The sequence below is a fragment of the Streptomyces sp. Z423-1 genome (assembly GCF_013009255.1).
Lineage (GTDB): Bacteria > Actinomycetota > Actinomycetes > Streptomycetales > Streptomycetaceae > Streptomyces > Streptomyces gossypiisoli.
On the sequence record NZ_CP053109.1, the window covers coordinates 5,045,423 to 5,064,087 of the forward strand.

At 70.4% G+C, this 18,665-nt stretch carries 23 protein-coding genes; 14 read left to right on the plus strand and 9 right to left on the minus strand.

Annotated elements, in window-relative coordinates:
- Nucleotides 1-221: 221 nt before the first annotated feature.
- From HJD23_RS22545 to HJD23_RS22570, 6 genes are all read right to left on the minus strand, one after another.
- On the minus strand, nt 222-1,673 hold the full coding sequence (locus HJD23_RS22545) for a HAMP domain-containing sensor histidine kinase (protein WP_171110516.1): 1,452 nt from the start codon (nt 1,671-1,673) through the stop codon (nt 222-224).
- Entirely contained in the window at nt 1,670-2,407 is a 738-nt protein-coding gene (locus tag HJD23_RS22550; RefSeq protein ID WP_141313912.1) for a response regulator transcription factor, read from the minus strand. The genes HJD23_RS22545 and HJD23_RS22550 overlap by 4 nt, the downstream gene beginning before the upstream one ends.
- Before the next feature lie 94 nt (nt 2,408-2,501).
- Nucleotides 2,502-2,681, minus strand: a complete 180-nt coding sequence (locus HJD23_RS22555; protein WP_171110517.1) for a hypothetical protein — start codon at nt 2,679-2,681, stop codon at nt 2,502-2,504.
- Between the two features lie 20 nt (nt 2,682-2,701).
- Nucleotides 2,702-3,760 (minus strand): trypsin-like peptidase domain-containing protein, encoded by a 1,059-nt coding sequence (locus HJD23_RS22560; protein WP_171110518.1) that lies wholly within the window; start codon nt 3,758-3,760, stop codon nt 2,702-2,704.
- 136 nt (nt 3,761-3,896) lie between these two features.
- On the minus strand, nt 3,897-4,919 hold the full coding sequence (locus HJD23_RS22565; RefSeq protein ID WP_171110519.1) for a LacI family DNA-binding transcriptional regulator: 1,023 nt from the start codon (nt 4,917-4,919) through the stop codon (nt 3,897-3,899).
- Between the two features lie 104 nt (nt 4,920-5,023).
- The gene (locus HJD23_RS22570; protein WP_141313909.1) at nt 5,024-5,803 is read right to left on the minus strand and encodes a response regulator transcription factor; all 780 of its coding nucleotides are present in this window, start codon (nt 5,801-5,803) and stop codon (nt 5,024-5,026) included.
- Nucleotides 5,804-5,983: 180 nt separating this feature from the next.
- Here HJD23_RS22570 and HJD23_RS22575 point away from each other — a divergent pair, with 180 nt between their 5' ends.
- The 8 genes from HJD23_RS22575 to HJD23_RS22610 all read left to right on the plus strand — a co-directional run bounded on the left by HJD23_RS22575 (nt 5,984) and on the right by HJD23_RS22610 (nt 11,646).
- Nucleotides 5,984-6,835, plus strand: a complete 852-nt coding sequence (locus tag HJD23_RS22575) for an alpha/beta fold hydrolase (RefSeq protein WP_171110520.1) — start codon at nt 5,984-5,986, stop codon at nt 6,833-6,835.
- Nucleotides 6,836-6,921: 86 nt separating this feature from the next.
- A complete protein-coding gene (locus HJD23_RS22580) occupies nt 6,922-7,176 on the plus strand; it encodes a MoaD/ThiS family protein (RefSeq protein ID WP_171110521.1) in 255 nt (84 codons plus the stop codon).
- 8 nt (nt 7,177-7,184) lie between these two features.
- Nucleotides 7,185-8,378 (plus strand): hypothetical protein, encoded by a 1,194-nt coding sequence (locus HJD23_RS22585; protein WP_171110522.1) that lies wholly within the window; start codon nt 7,185-7,187, stop codon nt 8,376-8,378.
- Nucleotides 8,379-8,476: 98 nt separating this feature from the next.
- Nucleotides 8,477-9,208 carry a DUF2993 domain-containing protein gene (locus tag HJD23_RS22590; RefSeq protein ID WP_171110523.1) on the plus strand — a complete coding sequence of 244 codons (732 nt, stop codon included), beginning with the start codon at nt 8,477-8,479 and terminating at the stop codon, nt 9,206-9,208.
- Between the two features lie 492 nt (nt 9,209-9,700).
- A complete protein-coding gene (locus tag HJD23_RS22595; RefSeq protein WP_171110524.1) occupies nt 9,701-10,540 on the plus strand; it encodes a sulfurtransferase in 840 nt (279 codons plus the stop codon).
- A gap of 62 nt (nt 10,541-10,602) precedes the next feature.
- Nucleotides 10,603-10,893 carry a DUF1416 domain-containing protein gene (locus HJD23_RS22600; protein WP_039654704.1) on the plus strand — a complete coding sequence of 97 codons (291 nt, stop codon included), beginning with the start codon at nt 10,603-10,605 and terminating at the stop codon, nt 10,891-10,893.
- Between the two features lie 95 nt (nt 10,894-10,988).
- The gene (locus tag HJD23_RS22605; protein WP_171110525.1) at nt 10,989-11,249 is read left to right on the plus strand and encodes a DUF3099 domain-containing protein; all 261 of its coding nucleotides are present in this window, start codon (nt 10,989-10,991) and stop codon (nt 11,247-11,249) included.
- 10 nt (nt 11,250-11,259) lie between these two features.
- Nucleotides 11,260-11,646, plus strand: coding sequence for a VOC family protein (locus HJD23_RS22610; protein WP_171110526.1), 387 nt, complete (start codon nt 11,260-11,262; stop codon nt 11,644-11,646).
- Nucleotides 11,647-11,675: 29 nt separating this feature from the next.
- Here the strand turns inward: HJD23_RS22610 and HJD23_RS22615 are convergent, their stop codons facing one another.
- Nucleotides 11,676-12,038 carry a DsrE family protein gene (locus HJD23_RS22615; RefSeq protein ID WP_171110527.1) on the minus strand — a complete coding sequence of 121 codons (363 nt, stop codon included), beginning with the start codon at nt 12,036-12,038 and terminating at the stop codon, nt 11,676-11,678.
- A gap of 294 nt (nt 12,039-12,332) precedes the next feature.
- On the opposite strand from HJD23_RS22615, the gene HJD23_RS22620 reads away from it, so the two are divergent.
- From HJD23_RS22620 to HJD23_RS22630, 3 genes are read left to right on the plus strand one after another with little or no spacing between them, the layout of a single operon-like run.
- Entirely contained in the window at nt 12,333-12,908 is a 576-nt protein-coding gene (locus HJD23_RS22620) for an FABP family protein (RefSeq protein WP_171110528.1), read from the plus strand.
- Between the two features lie 16 nt (nt 12,909-12,924).
- A complete protein-coding gene (locus tag HJD23_RS22625; protein WP_171110529.1) occupies nt 12,925-13,416 on the plus strand; it encodes a transcriptional repressor in 492 nt (163 codons plus the stop codon).
- A 24-nt stretch (nt 13,417-13,440) separates the two neighbouring features.
- On the plus strand, nt 13,441-14,406 hold the full coding sequence (locus HJD23_RS22630) for a folate-binding protein YgfZ (RefSeq protein WP_171110530.1): 966 nt from the start codon (nt 13,441-13,443) through the stop codon (nt 14,404-14,406).
- A 99-nt stretch (nt 14,407-14,505) separates the two neighbouring features.
- On the opposite strand, the gene dtd is transcribed toward HJD23_RS22630, so the two are convergent.
- Entirely contained in the window at nt 14,506-14,931 is a 426-nt protein-coding gene (dtd, locus tag HJD23_RS22635; RefSeq protein WP_171110531.1) for a D-aminoacyl-tRNA deacylase, read from the minus strand.
- Between the two features lie 168 nt (nt 14,932-15,099).
- Between dtd and HJD23_RS22640 the strand changes: the two genes are divergently transcribed.
- The 3 genes from HJD23_RS22640 (at nt 15,100) to HJD23_RS22650 (ending at nt 18,356) form a co-directional block, all read left to right on the plus strand.
- The gene (locus HJD23_RS22640) at nt 15,100-15,723 is read left to right on the plus strand and encodes an aerial mycelium formation protein (protein ID WP_171110532.1); all 624 of its coding nucleotides are present in this window, start codon (nt 15,100-15,102) and stop codon (nt 15,721-15,723) included.
- A gap of 132 nt (nt 15,724-15,855) precedes the next feature.
- Nucleotides 15,856-17,106, plus strand: coding sequence for a GNAT family N-acetyltransferase (locus tag HJD23_RS22645; protein WP_171110533.1), 1,251 nt, complete (start codon nt 15,856-15,858; stop codon nt 17,104-17,106).
- Between the two features lie 341 nt (nt 17,107-17,447).
- A complete protein-coding gene (locus HJD23_RS22650) occupies nt 17,448-18,356 on the plus strand; it encodes a winged helix-turn-helix domain-containing protein (RefSeq protein WP_171110534.1) in 909 nt (302 codons plus the stop codon).
- A gap of 22 nt (nt 18,357-18,378) precedes the next feature.
- On the opposite strand, the gene HJD23_RS22655 is transcribed toward HJD23_RS22650, so the two are convergent.
- The gene (locus HJD23_RS22655; protein ID WP_171110535.1) at nt 18,379-18,567 is read right to left on the minus strand and encodes a hypothetical protein; all 189 of its coding nucleotides are present in this window, start codon (nt 18,565-18,567) and stop codon (nt 18,379-18,381) included.
- Nucleotides 18,568-18,665: the final 98 nt, after the last annotated feature.

The window sequence follows — 18,665 nt, forward strand, 5'->3', positions numbered from 1 at the left end:
ACTCGCGGGTAGGCTCGGGATCAGGTGAGGATGACAGGACATTGACAGCTCGGTGGGGGCGTCTGCCGCTCTTTGGTTACCTATGTCTCTGCGGTGTGCTTACGTGAGCAACTCCGCCCAGCGCCGGACGCGTTCGCGATCCGGTCATCCGCACCCGGTGGGCGAGGGAGAGTGGCCCAACTCCCCGGCGTCCCTGTCCAGCTCCTCCTCCCAGACGCCTCCTACGGACCCTCCGGCGGAGGAGTAGGCGCCCCCGGCAACCGCACTGTCGCCACCGTGCCCCCGTCCTCAGCTTGAGCCAGCGTGACCTGCCCGCCGGCCTGCTGGACCGTACGCGCCACGATCGACAGGCCCAGGCCCGAGCCCGGCAGCGCGCGGGCGCTCGGTGAGCGCCAGAAGCGGTCGAAGACGTACGGGAGTTCGTCCTCCGGAATGCCGGGGCCATGATCGCGGACCGTCAGGACACCGCCGTCGAGCCGCACCTCGATCGTGCCGCCCTCCGGGCTGAACTTCACCGCGTTGTCCAGGACGTTGACCACCGCGCGCTCCAACGCCGCCGGCTCCGCCCGGACGTACCAGGGCTGGAGGTCGGCGGTGATGGTCAGTTCGGGACCGCGGAGGCGGGCCCTGCGCAGGGCGGTCTCCACGGTGTCCTCCAGCGAGATCACCTGGACGCGCTCACCCCGCTGCCCCTCCGAGCGGGACAGCTCCTGCAAGTCGCCGATCAGCGCCGCCAGTTCCGTCATCTGGGCCTTGACCGAGGCGAGCAGTGCCTTGCGGTCGGCCTCGGGGAGGGGGCGGCCGGTTTCCTCGCTGCGGGTGAGGAGTTCGATGTTGGTTCTCAAGGAGGTGAGCGGCGTGCGGAGTTCGTGACCCGCGTCCGCGATGAGTTGCTGTTGCAGTTCGCGGGAGCTGGCCAACGCCGATGTCATCGAGTTGAAGGAGTGGGAGAGGCGGGCGACCTCGTCCTCGCTGTCGTCGTCCACCGGGATGCGTATGGTCAGATCCTCGGTGCGGGCCACGTGCTCGACGGCTTCGGTGAGTTTGTCCACGGGGCGAAGACCGGCTCGGGCCACTGCGAGACCGGCGGCTCCGGCGCCCACGACTCCGATGCCGGAGACGATGAGGAGGAGCAGGGCCAGCTCGTTGAGGGTCTTGTGGGTCTCCTTGAGGGGTACGCCGACTTCCAGCGCGACGTCGGGGTAGGCCTGAGCGGCAGGGCCGATGCCCAGCATGATGGGGGAGGTCCGGACCCGTACGTCATTGCCTTCCGTGTCGGTGCTGTTGTGGATGGCGCGGTCGCTCAGGTCGGGGTCCTGCGCCACGTCCCTGTCATGGGAGGTGACCTTCAGGACACCCGCGGAATTGGAGAAGACGCAGGCGGTGCCGTCCGACTTCACGACCTGCATGTAGTAGTCCCTGGGCCGCAGGTCGGTGGGCGACTCGGTCACGTCCTGCGGGCAGGTCGCCAGGAGCGCCGCGAGCTGGTCTTCGCCCAGCCGGAAGCTGACGGAGTCGAGCTGCTCGTCCACCTGGCCGTACAGCTTCCCCTGCACAATGAACCAGCACGTCACCGAAACCGCGGCCACCGCGAACGCCACCGCCGCCGCCACCAGCAACGCCAGTCGGGAGCGGATGGGAAGCGCACGGAAGCGGCGGGAAAGCCTGTTCACTCCGCGCCGCCCTGCCGCAACACGTACCCCACACCCCGCACCGTGTGGACGAGACGAGGCTCGCCGCCCGCCTCCGTCTTGCGGCGCAGGTACATCACGTACACGTCCAGCGAGTTCGACGACGGCTCGAAGTCGAAGCCCCACACCGCCTTCAGGATCTGCTCCCGGGTGAGCACCTGGCGCGGGTGGGCCATGAACATCTCCAGCAGCGTGAACTCCGTGCGCGTCAGTTCCACCGGCCGCCCGCCCCGCGTCACCTCCCGCGTCGCGAGGTCCATGCGCAGGTCGGCGAAGACCAGCGCCTCGTCCTCCTGCGCCTCGGCCGCCGCCACCGCCGCCGCGTACGAGCTGCGCCGCAGCAGCGCGCGGATCCGGGCGAACAGCTCGTCCAGCTCGAACGGCTTGACCAGGTAGTCGTCCGCCCCGGCATCCAGTCCCGTCACCCGGTCGCCGACCGTGTCGCGGGCCGTCAGCATCAGGATGGGCGTCGTGTCGCCGGCCCCGCGGATGCGGCGGGCGGCGGTCAGGCCGTCCATGCGGGGCATCTGAATGTCGAGGACGACCAGGTCGGGCTGGTACGCGGTCGCCTTCTCCAGGGCGTCCGCGCCGTCGACCGCGACCTCCGTGTCGTAGCCCTCGAAGGCGAGGCTGCGCTGGAGTGCTTCGCGCACCGCCGGCTCGTCGTCGACGATGAGGATGCGCTGGGGGTCACGGTCGCCTTCGGCGGGGCTCATGCTCGGGTTCCTCGGGTGCGGTGGGAGGCAGGGGCTGACGCTCTCAGCCTCGCATGTCTACGGGCGGTGCCAGAAAGACCGGAAGAATCGGGGCTCAGGCCCGTACGGCCCGTACGGTACGGCGGCGGGCCGTGCCCGGGCGCGCGGCGGGCGTCGCGACCTCGGGCGCCCGCCTTCCCACCGTCGGCGCGTGCAGTTCGTACGCCACCTCCAGCGCCAGATCGAGATCCGTCGCGGCCGCGCCGGGCACATCGTGGGAAACCTGCTTGATCATCACGCTGTACTCCCGTAGTCCTAGTCGCTCGAACCCGCCCGCAGCTTCGCCAGATCGGCCTTGACGGTGTTGATCGGGATCGCGAAGCCGAGGCCCACGCTGCCCGCGTCGGACGACGAGCCCGCCGCCGAGTACATGGCGGAGTTGATCCCGATGATGTTGCCGTTCATGTCGATCAGCGCGCCGCCGGAGTTGCCGGGGTTGAGGGATGCGTCGGTCTGGATCGCCTTGTACGTCGTCGTGGACGACCCGGTGTCGCCGTTGAACTGCTGGCCGCCGAACTCGAACGGCCAGCCGCCGCCCGGCTGCTGTTGCTGCTGACCCCCGTCCGTGGCGACGGTCACGTCGCGGTCGAGCGCGGAGACGATGCCGCTCGTCACCGTGCCGGACAGCCCCTCGGGCGAGCCGATCGCCACGACCTCGTCGCCGACCTGCACGCCGTCGGAGTTGCCGAGGGTGGCCGCCTTCAGGCCGGAGGCGTTCTCCAGCTTGATCAGGGCGAGGTCCTTGTTGCTGTCGGTGCCGACGACCTGCGCGGTGTAGGACTTGCCGTCGCTGGTCGTCACCTTGATCCGGGAGGCGCCGGAGATCACGTGGTTGTTGGTGACGATCTCGCCGTCACTGGTGATGATCACGCCGGAGCCGGTGGACGAACCGGCGTTCGAGGTGGCGTTGATCTCGACGATGCTCGGGCTGACCGCCTTGGCGACTCCCGCGACCGTGCCCTTCTGGCTGGACGGCACGACGTTCGTGCTGGTGCTGGAGGAGGCCACGGTGTCGGTGCCGGCCAGCTCCTGGATGCCGTACGCCGTGCCACCGCCGACGGCCGCGGCGACGATCGCCACGGCGGCGAGCAGCGCCACCGGTCCCCGGCGCCGCTTCTTCGCATGCGGAGGCGCGGCCACGGGCTCCGCGAGGAGCGCCGTCGGCTGGTACTGGGGCGGGGGCGGCCACTCGGGGTTCACGGGAGAGGGGGCGTGCTGCTGCTGCCCGCCCTGGTACGGGTTCTGGTGGCTCTGGTGGCTCTGGTGGTTCTCGGGATTCTCGTACGCGCCGTCGCGGCGGAGGCTCTCGGTCATGTCCATGAGCTTGTCGCCCGACCATGAGAGCTCCCTGAGGGCGGCCTGAGAAGCCCGGCAGAACCTCGTATGCCCGATATAAAGCCGCTTCTCGCAGGTCGCCGAGGTCTCTCAGCAAGCCTTCACAAAGGCCTGCTCACGCACACCCGCACGACCGCCGCGGCACCAACCGCGACGGAAACACCTTCAGCCGCTCCCGCCGCGACCCCGCCACCCGCAGCCCGTCGTCGAGGACGAGGTCCACCGCGGCGCGCGCCATCGCGGACCGGTCGGACGCGACCGTGGTCAGCGGCGGGTCCGCCAGGGCGGCCTCCTTGATGTCGTCGAAGCCGGCCACCGCCAGCTCCCCGGGCACGTCGATCCGCAGCTCGCGTGCCGCGCGCAGCAGGCCGATGGCCTGGTCGTCGGTGGAGCAGAAGATCGCGGGCGGGCGATGCGGACCGGAGAGGATCTCCAGGGCCACCCGGTAGGCGTCGTAGCGGTTGTACGGCGCTTCGAAGAGCCGTCCCTCGGTCGGCAGCCCGGCCTCGGCCATGGCGCGCCGCCAGCCCTCGACGTGGTCGGAGACCGGGTCACCGACGGCCGGGGTCTCGGCGGTGCCGCCCATACAGGCGACGTACTCGTAGCCGTGTTCGAGCAGATGCTGTACGGCGAGCCGAGCGCCGCCCAGGTCGTCCGTCACGACGGCGACGTCGTCGATGGCCTCGGGGCGCTCGTGCAGCAGGACGACCCGGGCGTCCCAGGCCTCGATCTCGGCGGCGGCCAGGTCGTTCAGCGCGTGGCTGACCAGGATCAGCCCGGAGACCCGCATCCCGAGGAACGCCCGCAGGTAGTGCACCTCGCGCTCGCCGACGTAGTCGGAGTTGCCGACGAGCACCATCTTTCCGCGCTCGGACGCGGCCCATTCCACCGCGTGCGCCATCTCGCCGAAGAACGGCTGGCGGGCGTCGGGGACGATCAGGCCTATGAGGTCGGTGCGCCGGGAGGCCATCGCCTGGGCCACCCGGTCGGGCCGGTAGCCCAGCTCCTTGATGGCGGCGAGGACACGCTCGCGCGTGGCCGGGGCGACCGGCCGGGGTCCGTTGTTGATGACGTAGCTGACCACGGCGGTGGAGGTCCCCGCCAGCCGCGCCACATCATCCCGAGTCACCTTGGCCACGCGCGGAGTCTACGCGGATGGACCCGCTCTGGGCAGGGCGTACGGTGCCTTGTGCGCACCTCGGCGCAAGCGGGCGCTCCCCTGGGGGCGCGCCCGCGCGCCCGTTACGCGTCGGCCGCGACCTCGGCGGCGCCCAGCGGGGCCTTCTCGTCCGCATCCTCCGGCTTTGGCCGGGCGGCCTTGGCCTTGGCCTCGTCCGCGGCGCGGTCCACCTTCTCCGGCGTAACGAATCGATAACCGACGTTCCGGACGGTCCCGATCAGCGACTCGTGCTCGGGGCCGAGCTTGGCGCGCAGCCGTCGTACGTGGACGTCGACCGTGCGGGTGCCGCCGAAGTAGTCGTAGCCCCAGACCTCCTGGAGCAGCTGGGCGCGGGTGAAGACGCGGCCCGGGTGCTGCGCGAGGTACTTCAGGAGCTCGAACTCCTTGAATGTGAGGTCGAGGACGCGCCCCTTGAGCTTGGCGCTGTACGTCGCCTCGTCCACGGACAGGTCGCCGTTGCGGATCTCCATCGGGGAGTCGTCGTTGACGATCTGCTGCCGGCCCATGGCGAGGCGCAGGCGTGCCTCGACCTCGGCGGGTCCGGCGGTGTCGAGGAGTACGTCGTCGATGCCCCAGTCGGCGGTGACGGCGGCGAGGCCGCCCTCGGTCACCACGAGGATGAGGGGGCAGCCGGGGCCAGTGGAGCGGAGCAGCTGGCAGAGGCTGCGCACCTGGGGGAGGTCGCGCCGGCCGTCGACGAGGATGACGTCGGCGCCCGGGGTGTCGACGAGGGCGGGCCCCTCCGCCGGGGCCACGCGCACGTTGTGCAGCAGCAGGCCGAGGGCGGGGAGCACCTCCGTCGACGGCTGGAGGGCGTTGGTCAGGAGCAGCAGAGAACTCATACGTCTGGTTCCTCCTCGGTCCCTGCGAGGACGTTGTGCGGTGCGGCACTGCTCTGCGATCCCGGGGCCCGTACACCTGCGGTCACCTGCGGTTCTCCGCCTCGTATACAACGCTTCCGAAAGCACAAAAGGACCCGGGGGCTACGCTGCCCGAGTCCTCTGCCCAGCAGAATAGCCCACATGAGCAACGGTCCGGCAGGCCAAGTGGCACGATCCACCACCGTTCGTCCGAAGTATGAGACGACCGGGGCGAGCAGACCCGCACCATTGCGGACGTTTCTGCACACCGCAGACGGTGTGCGGATCGACGCCGTATACGAACCGGGCGCGGCCGTATACGAAACCCTGACGCCACCCTCCGGCCATCCGGTGTTCGTCGTGGCGCACGGTTTCACCGGCGATGCGGACAAGCCGCACGTGCGCCGGGTCGCCGGGGCGTTCGCGCGGTACGGCGCCGTGGTCACGTTCTCCTTCCGGGGGCACGGGGCGTCCGGCGGGCGCTCGACCGTCGGTGATCGTGAGGTGCTCGACCTGGCGGCGGCGGTGGCGTGGGCGCGGGAACTGGGGCACGCGCGCGTGGCGACCGTCGGCTTCTCCATGGGCGGCTCGGTGGTGCTGCGGCACGCGGCGCTGCACGGCCGGCAGACCGAGGCGGTGGTGTCGGTGAGCGCCCCGGCCCGCTGGTACTACCGGGGTACGGCCCCCATGCGCCGCGTCCACTGGCTGGTGACCCGCCCCGAGGGCCGCCTGCTCGGCCGCTACGGCCTGCGCACCCGGATCCATCACCGGGGCTGGAACCCCGTCCCGCTCTCGCCGGTGGAGGCGGTCCCCCGGATCGCGCCGACGCCGCTGCTCATCGTCCACGGCGACCGCGACGGCTACTTCCCGGTCGATCACCCCCACATGCTGGCCGCGGCCGCCGGTGACCACGGCGAACTCTGGCTGGAGCCCGGCATGGGCCACGCCGAACACGCGGCCACCGACGAACTCCTGGCCCGGATCGGGGACTGGGCTGTCGGTGCGGCGGGCTAGCCTGACGTTCATCACAGCCGGGTTCTGCCGACTGACCAGAGTGATGAACCAGATGAACCAGATGAACTAATGGACTAGAGGACGAGATGGCAAAGGTCACGGTGCGCTACTGGGCGGCCGCGAAGGCCGCGGCCGGGGTCGCCGAGGAGTCGTTCGACGCGGCCACGCTCGCCGAGGCGCTCGCCGCCGTGCGCGCGCGACACCCCGGTGAACTGGCGCGCGTCCTGCAGCGATGCTCGTTCCTCGTCGACGGTGACCCCGTGGGCACCCGCGGGCATGAGACGGTACGGCTGGCCGAGGGCGGCACGGTCGAGGTGCTCCCGCCGTTCGCAGGAGGGTGACCACACCGATGAGCAACCAGCCGTACGAGGGCATGTACGACGGCGGGTACGACCCGTACCAGCAGGGACAACCCCCGTACCAGCAGGGACAGGCCCCGTACCAGCAGGGACAGGCGCCGTACCAGCAGAGACAACCGCCGTACCCCCAGCAGCACGGGCAAGCCCCTGACCCCCAGCAGCCGCAATCCCCGTACAGCCAGCAGGGGCAACCCCAGTACCAGCAGACCCCGCACTACCAGCAGGCCCAGTACCAGCAGCCGCACGGCGCCCGCGCCCCCCAGTACACCCAGCAGTGGGAGGGCCGGACCTGGGACACCCAGGCCCAGCCGACCCCGGCGTACGTCCCGCAGCAGCCCCCGGAGAGCGGGCAGCGGGCGCAGCAGTCCTACGAGCGGCCCCAGCCGGCCCCCGAGGCCCCGGCCGCCCCCGCCGCCCCGGAAGCGCCGCTCACGGCCGCTCAGCGGGCCCGGCTCGAAGGGCGGTCGCCGATCATCGAGCCCGGGCTGCAGCCCGCCGCGCTCACCGCGGTGCTCGGCCTGCTGCTGGCCGGTGGCGCGGCGCTCGGCGAGTACGCCCTGCTCGTCCCGCTGGTCCTGCTGCAGGCCGTCACGGCCGCGGGCTGGTTCCGGCTGAACGGGATGTGGCCGGCCCGGCAGGGCATCGCGCTGGCGTTCGCGGGCGCGCTGACCGCCGATGTGGCGCTGCTGGTCGCGGGCCGCGAGCAGGCGCCCGCCGCGATCCTCGGCACGCTCGGGGTGTGGGTGCTGCTGACGCTCGTGCTGCAACTGCGTTCGCACGCCGACCCGGACACGCGGATGTACGGCCTGATGGCGACGGTCGTCTCGGCCGCGCTGGCGATCGTCGCCACCGGCTATCTGGCCGCCGAGCCGGACGCGGTCACCGTCGGCGCCGCGGCCGTGGCCGTGGCGGTCCTGGCCCGTGCGCTGCCGCTGCCCACGCCGGCCTCCGTGGTCGTCGCGCTGCTCGCGGCGGCCGGGGCGGGCATCGCGGTGGGCGGCATGACCGGCATCGGGAACGGCGGTGCGCTGCTCGGCGCGGCGGCCGGGGCGTGTGCGCTGATCGGGCACCGGGTGGCGAGCTACGACTACCCCTCCCGGTTCGTCCACTTCACGGCCGGTGTGGCCCTGCCGTTGAGCGCGGCGGCGCCGGTGCTGTGGGTGCTGGGACGCGCGCTGGTCTGACGTAGCGCCTGTCACAGGTGATCGACAATTTCGCGGCGGCTGTTCCCTTTGGGGTTACGGTGGCCGTCGTCCATGACTGACCGCCTGGGTGGGAAAACATGCGCGCGCTGCGAATACTTCTGATCGTCCTCGCGATCCTGGGCGGGCTGTTCGTGGCCGCCGACCGGCTCGCGGTCAACTTCGCCGAGGGCGAGGTCGCGGACCGGCTGCGCACCACCGAGGGCCTGTCCACCACGCCCGAGGTGTCCATCAACGGCTTCCCGTTCCTCACCCAGGTCGCCGGCGGCACGCTGGACGACGTCGAGGTGGGCATCCAGGACTACGAGGCGGCCGCGGCCGACGGCGAGCAGGTCCGGATCGACGACCTGCGGGCGAACATGAAGGGCGTCGACTTCTCCGGCGACTTCAGCTCCGCCACCGCCGCCTCCGCGACCGGCACGGCGACCATCGCGTACGGCGAGCTGCTCAAGGCCGCGAAGTCCGAGCCCACGGAGGTCGCCCCCGGCATCACCGCCCACGTGGTGAGCCTCTCCGACGGCGGCAACGGCAAGATCAAGGTCGGGCTGGAGGTGGAGGCCCCCGTCATCGGCACCCGGCAGCTGTCCGTGCTCAGCACGGTCAGCGTCAAGGGCGACACCGTCGAGGTGCGCACCGACTCCCTGCCGGACCTGGCGGGCCTGGATCTCGCCGAGGGCTCGCTCCGTGAGATCACCGACTTCCAGCAGGCCATCGACGACCTCCCGGGCGGCGTCAAGCTCGACAAGGTCGAGGCGGCGCAGAACGGGGTGGAGATCTCGGTGAAGGGTTCGAACGTGCAGCTGGCCGGGTAGGACCGGGCCGGAGCGGCATCCGGCCGTCCAAGCTTTCCGAGCTGTCCGTGCTGTTGCGAGCTGTCCGAGCTGTGCCAGCTGTCCGAGCTGTCCGAGCTGCGCCAGCTGTCCGACAGGCGAGACACCCCCGTCCGTACCGCAGATGTGACGGCGTACGCAAGCGCCCGGAGGCCGTGTCGCGGCGTACCGGGCGCTTCTGCATTCCCGCATGCCGGACGATCGTGTCTCACGATTCGACACACCGGTGACACGCCCACCCAACCGTCCCTAAGCTCGACCGCATGAAGCGACAGGCGGATCTCACGAAGCGGCGGGCAGTAGACCTGTGCCGCGTTGCCGCCATGCTCTGTCGCACCTTCTGAGCGGAAGCCCTCGACTTCCGCATTCACCCCTGCCCTGCTGAGGGCACTCGTGCGCCGCGTCGGCCGTCCCGGCGCCAGCGCACCCTCGCACTCGCACGCCCCGCCGCAACTGCCCCGGAGGAGAAAGAGCATGAGCCGCAGCGACGTCCTGGTCGACGCCGACTGGCTGCAGGAGCACCTGGACGACCCGAGCATCGCCATTGTCGAGGTCGACGAGGACACCACCGCCTACGAGAAGAACCACATCAAGAACGCGATCCGCATCGACTGGACCAAGGACCTCCAGGACCCGGTCCGCCGCGACTTCATCGACCAGGCCGGCTTCGAGAAGCTGCTGTCGGAGAAGGGCATCGCCAACGACACGCTGGTGATCCTCTACGGCGGCAACAACAACTGGTTCGCCTCGTACGCCTACTGGTACTTCAAGCTCTACGGCCACGAGAACGTCAAGCTGCTCGACGGTGGCCGCAAGAAGTGGGAGCTGGACGCCCGCGAGCTGGTCGAGGAGGTGCCGGAGCGCGCCGCGACCGACTACAAGGCCAAGCCGCAGGACACCTCGATCCGTGCCTTCCGGGACGACGTGGTCGCCGCGATCGGCGCGCAGAACCTGGTCGACGTCCGGTCCCCCGACGAGTTCTCCGGCAAGCTGCTCGCCCCGGCGCACCTGCCGCAGGAGCAGTCGCAGCGTCCGGGTCACGTCCCGACCGCCCGCAACATCCCGTGGTCGAAGAACGCCAACGACGACGGCACGTTCAAGTCGGACGAGGAGCTGAAGGAGCTCTACGCCGAGGAGAACGTGGACCTGGCCAAGGACACCATCGCCTACTGCCGTATCGGTGAGCGCTCGGCGCTGACCTGGTTCGTGCTGCACGAGCTGCTCGGCGTGCCGAACGTCAAGAACTACGACGGCTCCTGGACCGAGTACGGCTCCCTGGTCGGCGTCCCGATCGAGCTCGGCGCCAACAAGTAATCAACCCCACCCGCAGAAACCGACCGGCCTTCCTTCCGGTCAGACCCCTTCTGGAGAAAGACATGTGTGGAGCGAAGGCCGGCGGCCCCGACGCCTCGACGATCAAGCCCGGTGAGACCACGATCCAGGGTCAGGTGACCCGCGACGGCGAGCCGGTGACGGGCTACGTCCGTCTGCTGGACTCGACCGGCGAGTTCACGGCGGAGGTGCCGACCTCCGCGACGGGCCAGTTCCGCTTCTACGCGGCCGAGGGCACCTGGACCGTCCGCGCCCTCGTCCCCGGTGGCGCCACCGCCGACCGCACGGTCGTCGCCCAGAAGGGCGGCTTGGCGGAGGTCGCGATCGCGGTCTGACGACCCGGCGCGAGCAGCTGAGCAGAAGGGCCGCGTCCCGCGGGTTGGACACCTGGGGCGCGGCCCTTCCGCGTGTGCGGACCTAGGCTGGAGGTATGTACGCGCGGCGTCGGCACGTCTACTTCGCCATGATGGGCACCTGCATCGGGCTGTTCGTCCTGGCCTGGGGAGTCGTACGCCTGTGGTCGACGCCGGCGGCCGTGGCCATGTGCGTGGTCGCCATGGTGATCCCACCCGTCGCCGCGATGGTCGCCAACCGGCGGGGGCCGGAGGACCGCTGGTGGGACGATCCGTCGGGCGACCCCCAGTCGGACGAGTGGTGGGACGAGCTGGACGGCAAGAAGAAGCCGCGGTAGGAAGGCGGGCATGTCGCCTGCGAGGCTGTCCACGGTGGTGCTCGACGCGCACGACGCGCATGAACTGGCCGGCTTCTACCTGCGCCTGCTCGGCTACGAGGTGCGGAGCGAGGAGCCCCACTGGGTGCTCATCGGCCCTCCGCCGGGCCACGCGGGCACGTCCCTCGCCTTCGAGACGGAGCCCGAGTACGTACGACCGGTCTGGCCCACCCGGTACCCCGGCGACCAGCAGATGATGCTCCACCTCGACATCGAGGTCGACGATCTTCAGGCGGAGACGGCGCGGGCGGTCGCCGAGGGCGCCACGCTCGCCGAGTACCAGCCCCAGGACGACGTACGCGTGCTGTTCGACCCGTCCGGGCACCCGTTCTGCCTCTGGACGAAGACGCCTCAGTAGCCTCGGTGGCCTCAGCAGCCTCGGTGGCCTCAGTAGACGAGCGCCTGCGTGTCCTCCGCGAGCGTCTCCTGGACGAACACCTGCGCCCCCGCGATCCGCACGCCCTCGATGACGTCCTTCTCCGTGATGTCGCGGCGGGCCGCGCACTGGGTGCACAGGGTGAGGCGGCCGGCGGTCAGGATGGAGTCGATCAGATCGGGCAGCGGGGCCGCGTGCGGCAGTTCGAACTCGGCCGCCCGGCCCGGGAGGGCGAACCAGGCGGACTCGCCGGTCAGCCACACGGAGACGTCCACGCCGCTGGCCACGGCCACCGCCGCGACCGTGAACGCCTGCGAGCAGCGTTCGGGGGCGTCCGCCCCCGCCGTCACCTTGATCACCAGCTTCTTCGCCATGGCTGAATCGTAATCACGTCACCTGGGGGTGGCCGGCACCTGTGCTGCAGAGCCGGCTGCTGCGCTGAGGGCGTACCTCACAAAGAGGGCCGTGCCCCAGCCGCGTAAGCTTGAGCACGGCCTTGTGCACCACGCACCCCGCTCACCAAGGAGCACCCCGTGATCCTCTTCTTCGAAATTCTGCTGGTCCTGGTCTGCGTCGGCGTCCTCGCCTTCACCGGTCTGGCCGTGAAGAAGCTGTACCAGGGCCAGCGCTGACCTCCCCCACCCACGTACGAGACTTCTGAGCTGCTCATGATCGAGATCCCGTCCGACCTCCACAAGGACCTCGTCCCCCTCGCCTTCCTGCTCGGCAACTGGGCGGGCGCGGGCGTGCACGACTTCCCCGGCGCCGAGAAGTGCAACTTCGGGCAGGAGGTCACCTTCACGCACGACGGCCGGGACTTCCTGGAGTACCACTCCCAGACCTGGGTGCTCGACAAGGACGGCAACAAGGTCAGGCCCCTGGAGTCCGAGCACGCCTTCTGGCGCATCGACGCCGGCCGCAAGGTCGAGGTCACGATGACCCGCGACGACGGTGTCATCGAGATCTGGTACGGCGAGCTGGCCGACCAGAAGCCGCAGATCGACCTGGCCACGGACGCGGTCGCGCGCACGGCCGCCTCTCGCCCGTACAGCGGGGGCAAGCGGCTGTACGGCTACGTCAAGGGCGACCTGATGTGGGTCGGCGAGAAGCAGACCCCCGAGGTCGAGCTGCGGCCGTACATGTCGGCCCAGCTGAAGAAGGTCGTCACCCCCGAGGACGTCGAGCGCTGGGCCAAGGCCCTGCCGGACGACATGCCGGACGACGGGATCGCTTTCTTCAGGTAGTCCTAGACTGGCCGGTGTGGTGAGCACCGACTGGAAGAGCGATCTGCGGCAGCGCGGCTACCGGCTGACGCCGCAGCGGCAACTCGTGCTCGAAGCCGTGGACACCCTGGAGCACGCGACCCCCGACGACATCCTCGCGGAAGTGCGGAAGACGGCGTCGGGGGTCAACATTTCGACGGTGTACCGGACGCTGGAGCTTCTGGAGGAGCTCGGGCTGGTCAGCCACGCGCACCTCGGGCACGGGGCGCCGACGTACCACCTCGCCGACCGGCACCACCATCTCCATCTGGTCTGCCGCGACTGCACGAACGTCATCGAGGCGGATGTCTCCGTCGCCGCCGAGTTCACCGCCAAGCTGCGCGAGACGTTCGACTTCGACACCGACATGAAGCACTTCGCGATCTTCGGCCGGTGCAAGGACTGTACGGCTGCCAAGGGTTCGACCAGCACGGGCAGCACGGGCAACGAGGGCAACCAGGGCAACAAGGGTTCGGCGGCCGGGGGTTAGCTACCGAGTCGTAGGCTTGTGCGTATGAAGAGCCCCCTGCTGTCCCTGCCCGGCGCCGTCCCCGCCGAAGGGGTCGACGAAGGCGTCGCCGCCCACTACGGCGACCTGTTCCGCGAGCAACGCGCCCTCGCCGACGGGACCGGTTTCGTCGACCTGTCGCACCGCGGCGTCGTCACCGTCTCCGGCGAGGACCGGCTGAGCTGGCTGCATCTGCTGCTCACCCAGCACGTCAGCGACCTGCCCGCGGGCGAGGCCACCGAGGCGCTGATCCTCTCCGCGCACGGCCACATCGAACACGCGCTCTACCTCGTGGACGACGGCACGACCGTCTGGGCCCACGTCGAACCCGGCACCCAGGACGCGCTGCTCGCGTACCTGGAGTCGATGAAGTTCTTCTACAAGGTCGAGGTCACCGACCGCACCGCCGACTACGGGGTGGTGCACCTGCCGGCCGGTTCCATCGCCGAGGTGCCGGAGGGGGTCGTCGTACGGGAGACGGCGTACGGCCGTGATCTGTTCCTCCCGCGCGCCGACCTGGAGTCGTACGCCGCGAAGGCGGGGCCCGCGGCCGGGATCCTGGCGTACGAGGCGCTGCGCGTCGAGCAGCACCGGCCCCGGCTCGGCTTCGAGACCGACCACCGCACCATCCCGCACGAGCTGGGCTGGATCGGCACCGCCGTGCATCTGCAGAAGGGCTGCTACCGGGGGCAGGAGACGGTCGCCCGGGTGCAGAACCTGGGCAAGCCGCCGCGCCGGCTGGTCTTCCTCCACCTCGACGGCAGCGAGGTGCATCTGCCGACGCACGGCACGGAGATCCGGCTCGCGGACGAGGGCCCCGACGGCCGCAAGATCGGCTTTGTGACGACGTCCGTACGGCACCACGAGCTGGGCCCGGTCGCGCTCGCGCTGGTGAAGCGGAACGTGCCGGTGGACGCGCGACTGGTGGCGGGGGACACGGCCGCTGCCCAGGAAGTCGTCGTAGCGCCCTAGGGCCTGTTGCGAAAGTCCCGTCGTCCGCCCGGAGGGCGGGCCCTGCGGCGAGAGTGCGTGCCGGGCGTCGCGGGGCAGGCGGGACTTTCGCAACAGGCCCTAAACCTCGATGAGGACCGTGAACGGGCCGTCGTTCGTCAGTGACACCCGCATCCTCGCGCCGAACCGGCCCGTCTGCACCGTCGCGCCCAGTGCGCGCAGCTGCGCGACCACCTCGTCGACCAGCGGCTCGGCCACGTCGCCGGGCGCGGCCGCGTTCCAGGTGGGGCGGCGGCCCTTGCGGGCGTCGCCGTAAAGGGTGAACTGGCTGATCACGAGGAGCGGGGCGTCGATGTCGCTGCACGACTTCTCGTCGTGCAGCATCCGCAGCGACCAGAGCTTGCGGGCGAGCTGGGCCGCCTTCTCCTTGGTGTCCTCGTGCGTCACGCCGACCAGGACGCACAGCCCCTCGCCGATGATCTCCCCGACGGTCTCGCCGTCAACGACGACGCTCGCGCCGTCCACCCTCTGCACCACTGCACGCATACGACCATCATGCCGGGCGCTGTCACCGGGCTTCGGGGGTGGTCCGGACCAGCACTCTTTTTGATCCCTAACCCCCCATCTGGGGCTGTTCGGGGGCACTCGGTCACATAGCGGCCACTTGGGGTGGCACGATGTTGCAACAGTCGGTCGAGGGGACGGTAGAGGCACATGAGAACACCGAGTACCGGGCAGCCGCCTGGGGCTGTCTCGTTGACCCATGCGGGAGCCCAGGACTCACTCCGGCCGCCCGTGCAGCGCACCGACAGCCCACAGCTGCCGCCCGATCCGCCCGCGCCCGATCTGACCGCGCTGAGCCTGGCCGAACTGCGCACCCTGCGCCGGGACGCCCAGCGCGACGAGGCGGATCTCAGTTATGTACGGCGGCTGCTCCAGGGACGGATCGACATCCTGCGGGCGGAGCTGGCGCGCCGGGGACAGGCCTCCCCGGTGGACACGGACACGGCCGAGGCCTCGGTGGTGGAGCGGCTGCCGGAGATCCTCACGGACGCCCCGGCGCGGTACCGCTCCTCCGCGCGCCATGTGACGCTGGGCACCCCGCACAACGAGGAGTACCGGCGGCTGGCCGCGGACATGCTGGCCGAGGTCGAACTGTCCGCGCTGGACGCGCGCACCGACCTGGAACTGACCACCGCGATGGGACGGCTCGTGCAGTACGAGCAGCAGGTGTCCCGGCGACGGCAGCGGCTGCAGCGCACCGCCGACGAGTGCAGCGCGGAGATCGCGCGCCGGTACCGGGAGGGGGAGGCGCAGGTCGACGACCTGCTGCTGTGACGCGGTGGTGCTGGGGCGGGGACCTGTTGCGTGACGGCGGCCCGTCGATGTGGCGCCAGTCGTTGATGTGGCGGTGTCGGTGCCGGTGAAAACCCCGCGACACCGGCCCCGTCGTACGCCTACCGTGCACGTATGACGCGTCGCGACGAGCTGCCCGTACGCCCGATCACCGAAGCCGACTTCGAGGACTGGCATCGCGCCCTGAACGTCGGCTTCCTGCGGGAGCCGACGCCGACGGAAGAGCAGCTTCAGGCCCGCCGTCACCAGTTCGTGCCGGGCAGGCTGCTCGGTGCGTTCGACGGCGAGCGGTGTGTCGCGACGTTCCGTTCCTTCGCGCAGGAGCTCACGGCCGTGGGCGGCGCCGCCGTGCCGGCCGACGCCATATCCAATGTCACCGTCACCCCCACGCACCGTCGCCGCGGCCTCCTCAGCCGCATGATGACCCAGGACCTGGCGGCCGCGAAGGAACGCGGGGACGTCGTCGCGACCCTGATCGCCGCCGAGTACCCGATCTACGGCCGCTACGGCTTCGGACCGGCCACCTGGACGACCGAGTGGACCATCGACGTGCCCCGCACGGGCCTCGACGCCCGCTGGTCGGGCCCGGAGGACGGCGGCCGGATCGACATCGTGGACGGCGAGGACATCCGCAAGCTCGGCCCCGAACTGCACGAACGGCTGCGCCGCGCCCAGCCCGGCGCGGTCAGCCGCAACGAGCTGTGGTGGCGGTACAACACCGGCGCCCTGCGCTACAACGGGTCCTGGACCGAGCCCTTCTACGCCGTCCACCGCTCGGCCACCGGCGAGGTCGAGGGCATGGTGTCCTACGAGGCCGACGACAACTGGCACGGCAAGCAGCCGCACGACACCGCCGACGTGAACTGGCTGATCGCGGTGACCCCGGCCGCCGAGCGCGCTCTGTGGCACTACCTCTGCTCGATCGACTGGATCACCCAGGTGAAGACCGGCTGGCGGGCCCCGGACGACCTGCTGCCGCTCTACCTGCCGGACCCGCGTGCCGCCCGAGTCACCACGCAGGCCGACTGGCTGTGGGTGCGGATCCTGGACGTCGTACGGGCGCTTCAGGCGCGGACGTACGAGGGGGAGGGCTCGCTGGTGCTGGAGGTCGTCGACGCGGCCGGGCTCGCGGGCGGGCGGTACCGGTTGGAGGCGTCGGCGCAGGGCGCGTCCTGCGCGCCGAGCACCGAGAGCGCCGACCTCACGCTGGACGTCGCTGATCTGGCGGCGCTGTGGCTGGGCGACGAGTCGGCGGTGCGGCTGGCGGCGCTGGGCCGGGTGCGGGAAGAACGAGCGGGCGCCGCCCGTTCGGCCGACGCCCTGCTGCGCACGTCCAGGCGGCCTTGGTGCCCGGACCTGTTCTGAGTGCTCCCTCCTGCCGGTGACGGGTGGGTGTTTCCGCTATCCGTAGCGTGCTGTTCAGTTGTGGCTGATCCCTCTGCTTGTTCAGTTGTCGCTGTGCAGTTGGCGATGTTGAGTTGTTCAGTTGTCGATGTTGAGTTGTCGCTGTGCAGTTGTGGCTGTGCCGACCGACCGAACTCCCGGCTCCCCTCCGGAAGGGAGCCCGATCGGTCCGAGCCAACCCTCGGGACGCTTGACCAGCTTGCTGAAGTTGGCGACCAACTTCACTGTGCTTATCTCCACTTGGAAGCGTCTCATAACCACCTACTTCTGAACTGCCGAAAGATGGCGGGAAGTTGTAGTGTTTGGTCGTGGACCGGGAACACGTCTCCGTCAATGGACGGAAGAGGTCACAGCCGCCACAGATGTCACACCGCCAGGTGGCCGACGAGCTGCGCGCCCGGATCAGGGACCGGGTCCTGCAGCCGGGCCAGCGCATGCCCACCCAGGCCCGGCTGGCCGAGGAGTTCGGCGTCGATCGCGGGACGGTCCGGCAGGCCCTGCGCATCCTGCAGGAGGAGCGGCTGCTCACCAACGTGTCCAAAGGGAGCCCGGCGACGGTGGCCCCCGACCCGGACCGGGTGCCGGCCGGCCCGGGAGCCCCGCCCCAGCCCACCACCGTGGCGCTCGCCCCGCGGATAGCGGCCGCCTTCGCGGCCCCGCACGTGGCGATCGACGCCATCTGCCTGACCTCGATATCGCTCACGCTCTCGATGGGCGAGCCGCTGCGCCGGATCCACGCGGGTGAGCTGAAACCGGCCAAGGTCGACGTGCGTGTCCTGCTGCCCAGCCGGGAGATCGACCTCGCCTTCCCGGTGCCGGTGGACCCGGCGGACGCCGACCGGCTGCACGAGCGGTGGCTCGCGATGCGCAACGCGCAGGGGCACGTGCTTCAGCACAATCTGCTGGCGCTGCGCTCCACGCACGGGATCGACGTGCAGGTCTCCTTTCGGGCCCTGCCGTTCACGCCGCCGGTGAAGCTGTACCTGCTCAACGGCGCGGAGGCACTGTTCGCGTACTACACGCTCAGGCGCCGCGAGCAGGAGATCGACCACGAACAGCTCCAGCTGTACGACGCCGAGGGCACCCGGTCGATGCTCTTCGCCTTCGAGCAGGGCGCCGGGCTGCGCGACGCGGCGTTCGTGGAGCAGTCCCACCTGTGGTTCAACGCGCTGTGGGAGACGATCAGTTCGGAGCTGGTGCTCACGAACTGACGCCTCCCGGGGTGCGGGTCGGTCACCTGACGGGGCCGGTGACCAGGAGTGCGAGCACGACCGCCCCGATGGAGCTGACGACCGGGCTCTTCGCCTTGATTCCGATGGTGAGCAGGAGCAGGCCGACCACGCCGGTCGCGCCGTACTGCCATGCGACGATCTGCTCGAAGCCGATGACGAAGACCGCGGAGAGGAGAGCGAGGGCTGGCATGGTGATTCCCCCTTCGGGCTGCCGGGGAGGCAAAGCTTCCGCCAACTGGGGCGAGTTATATGGAAGTTGGCAACCAACTTTGATTGAGTTGTCCCCAC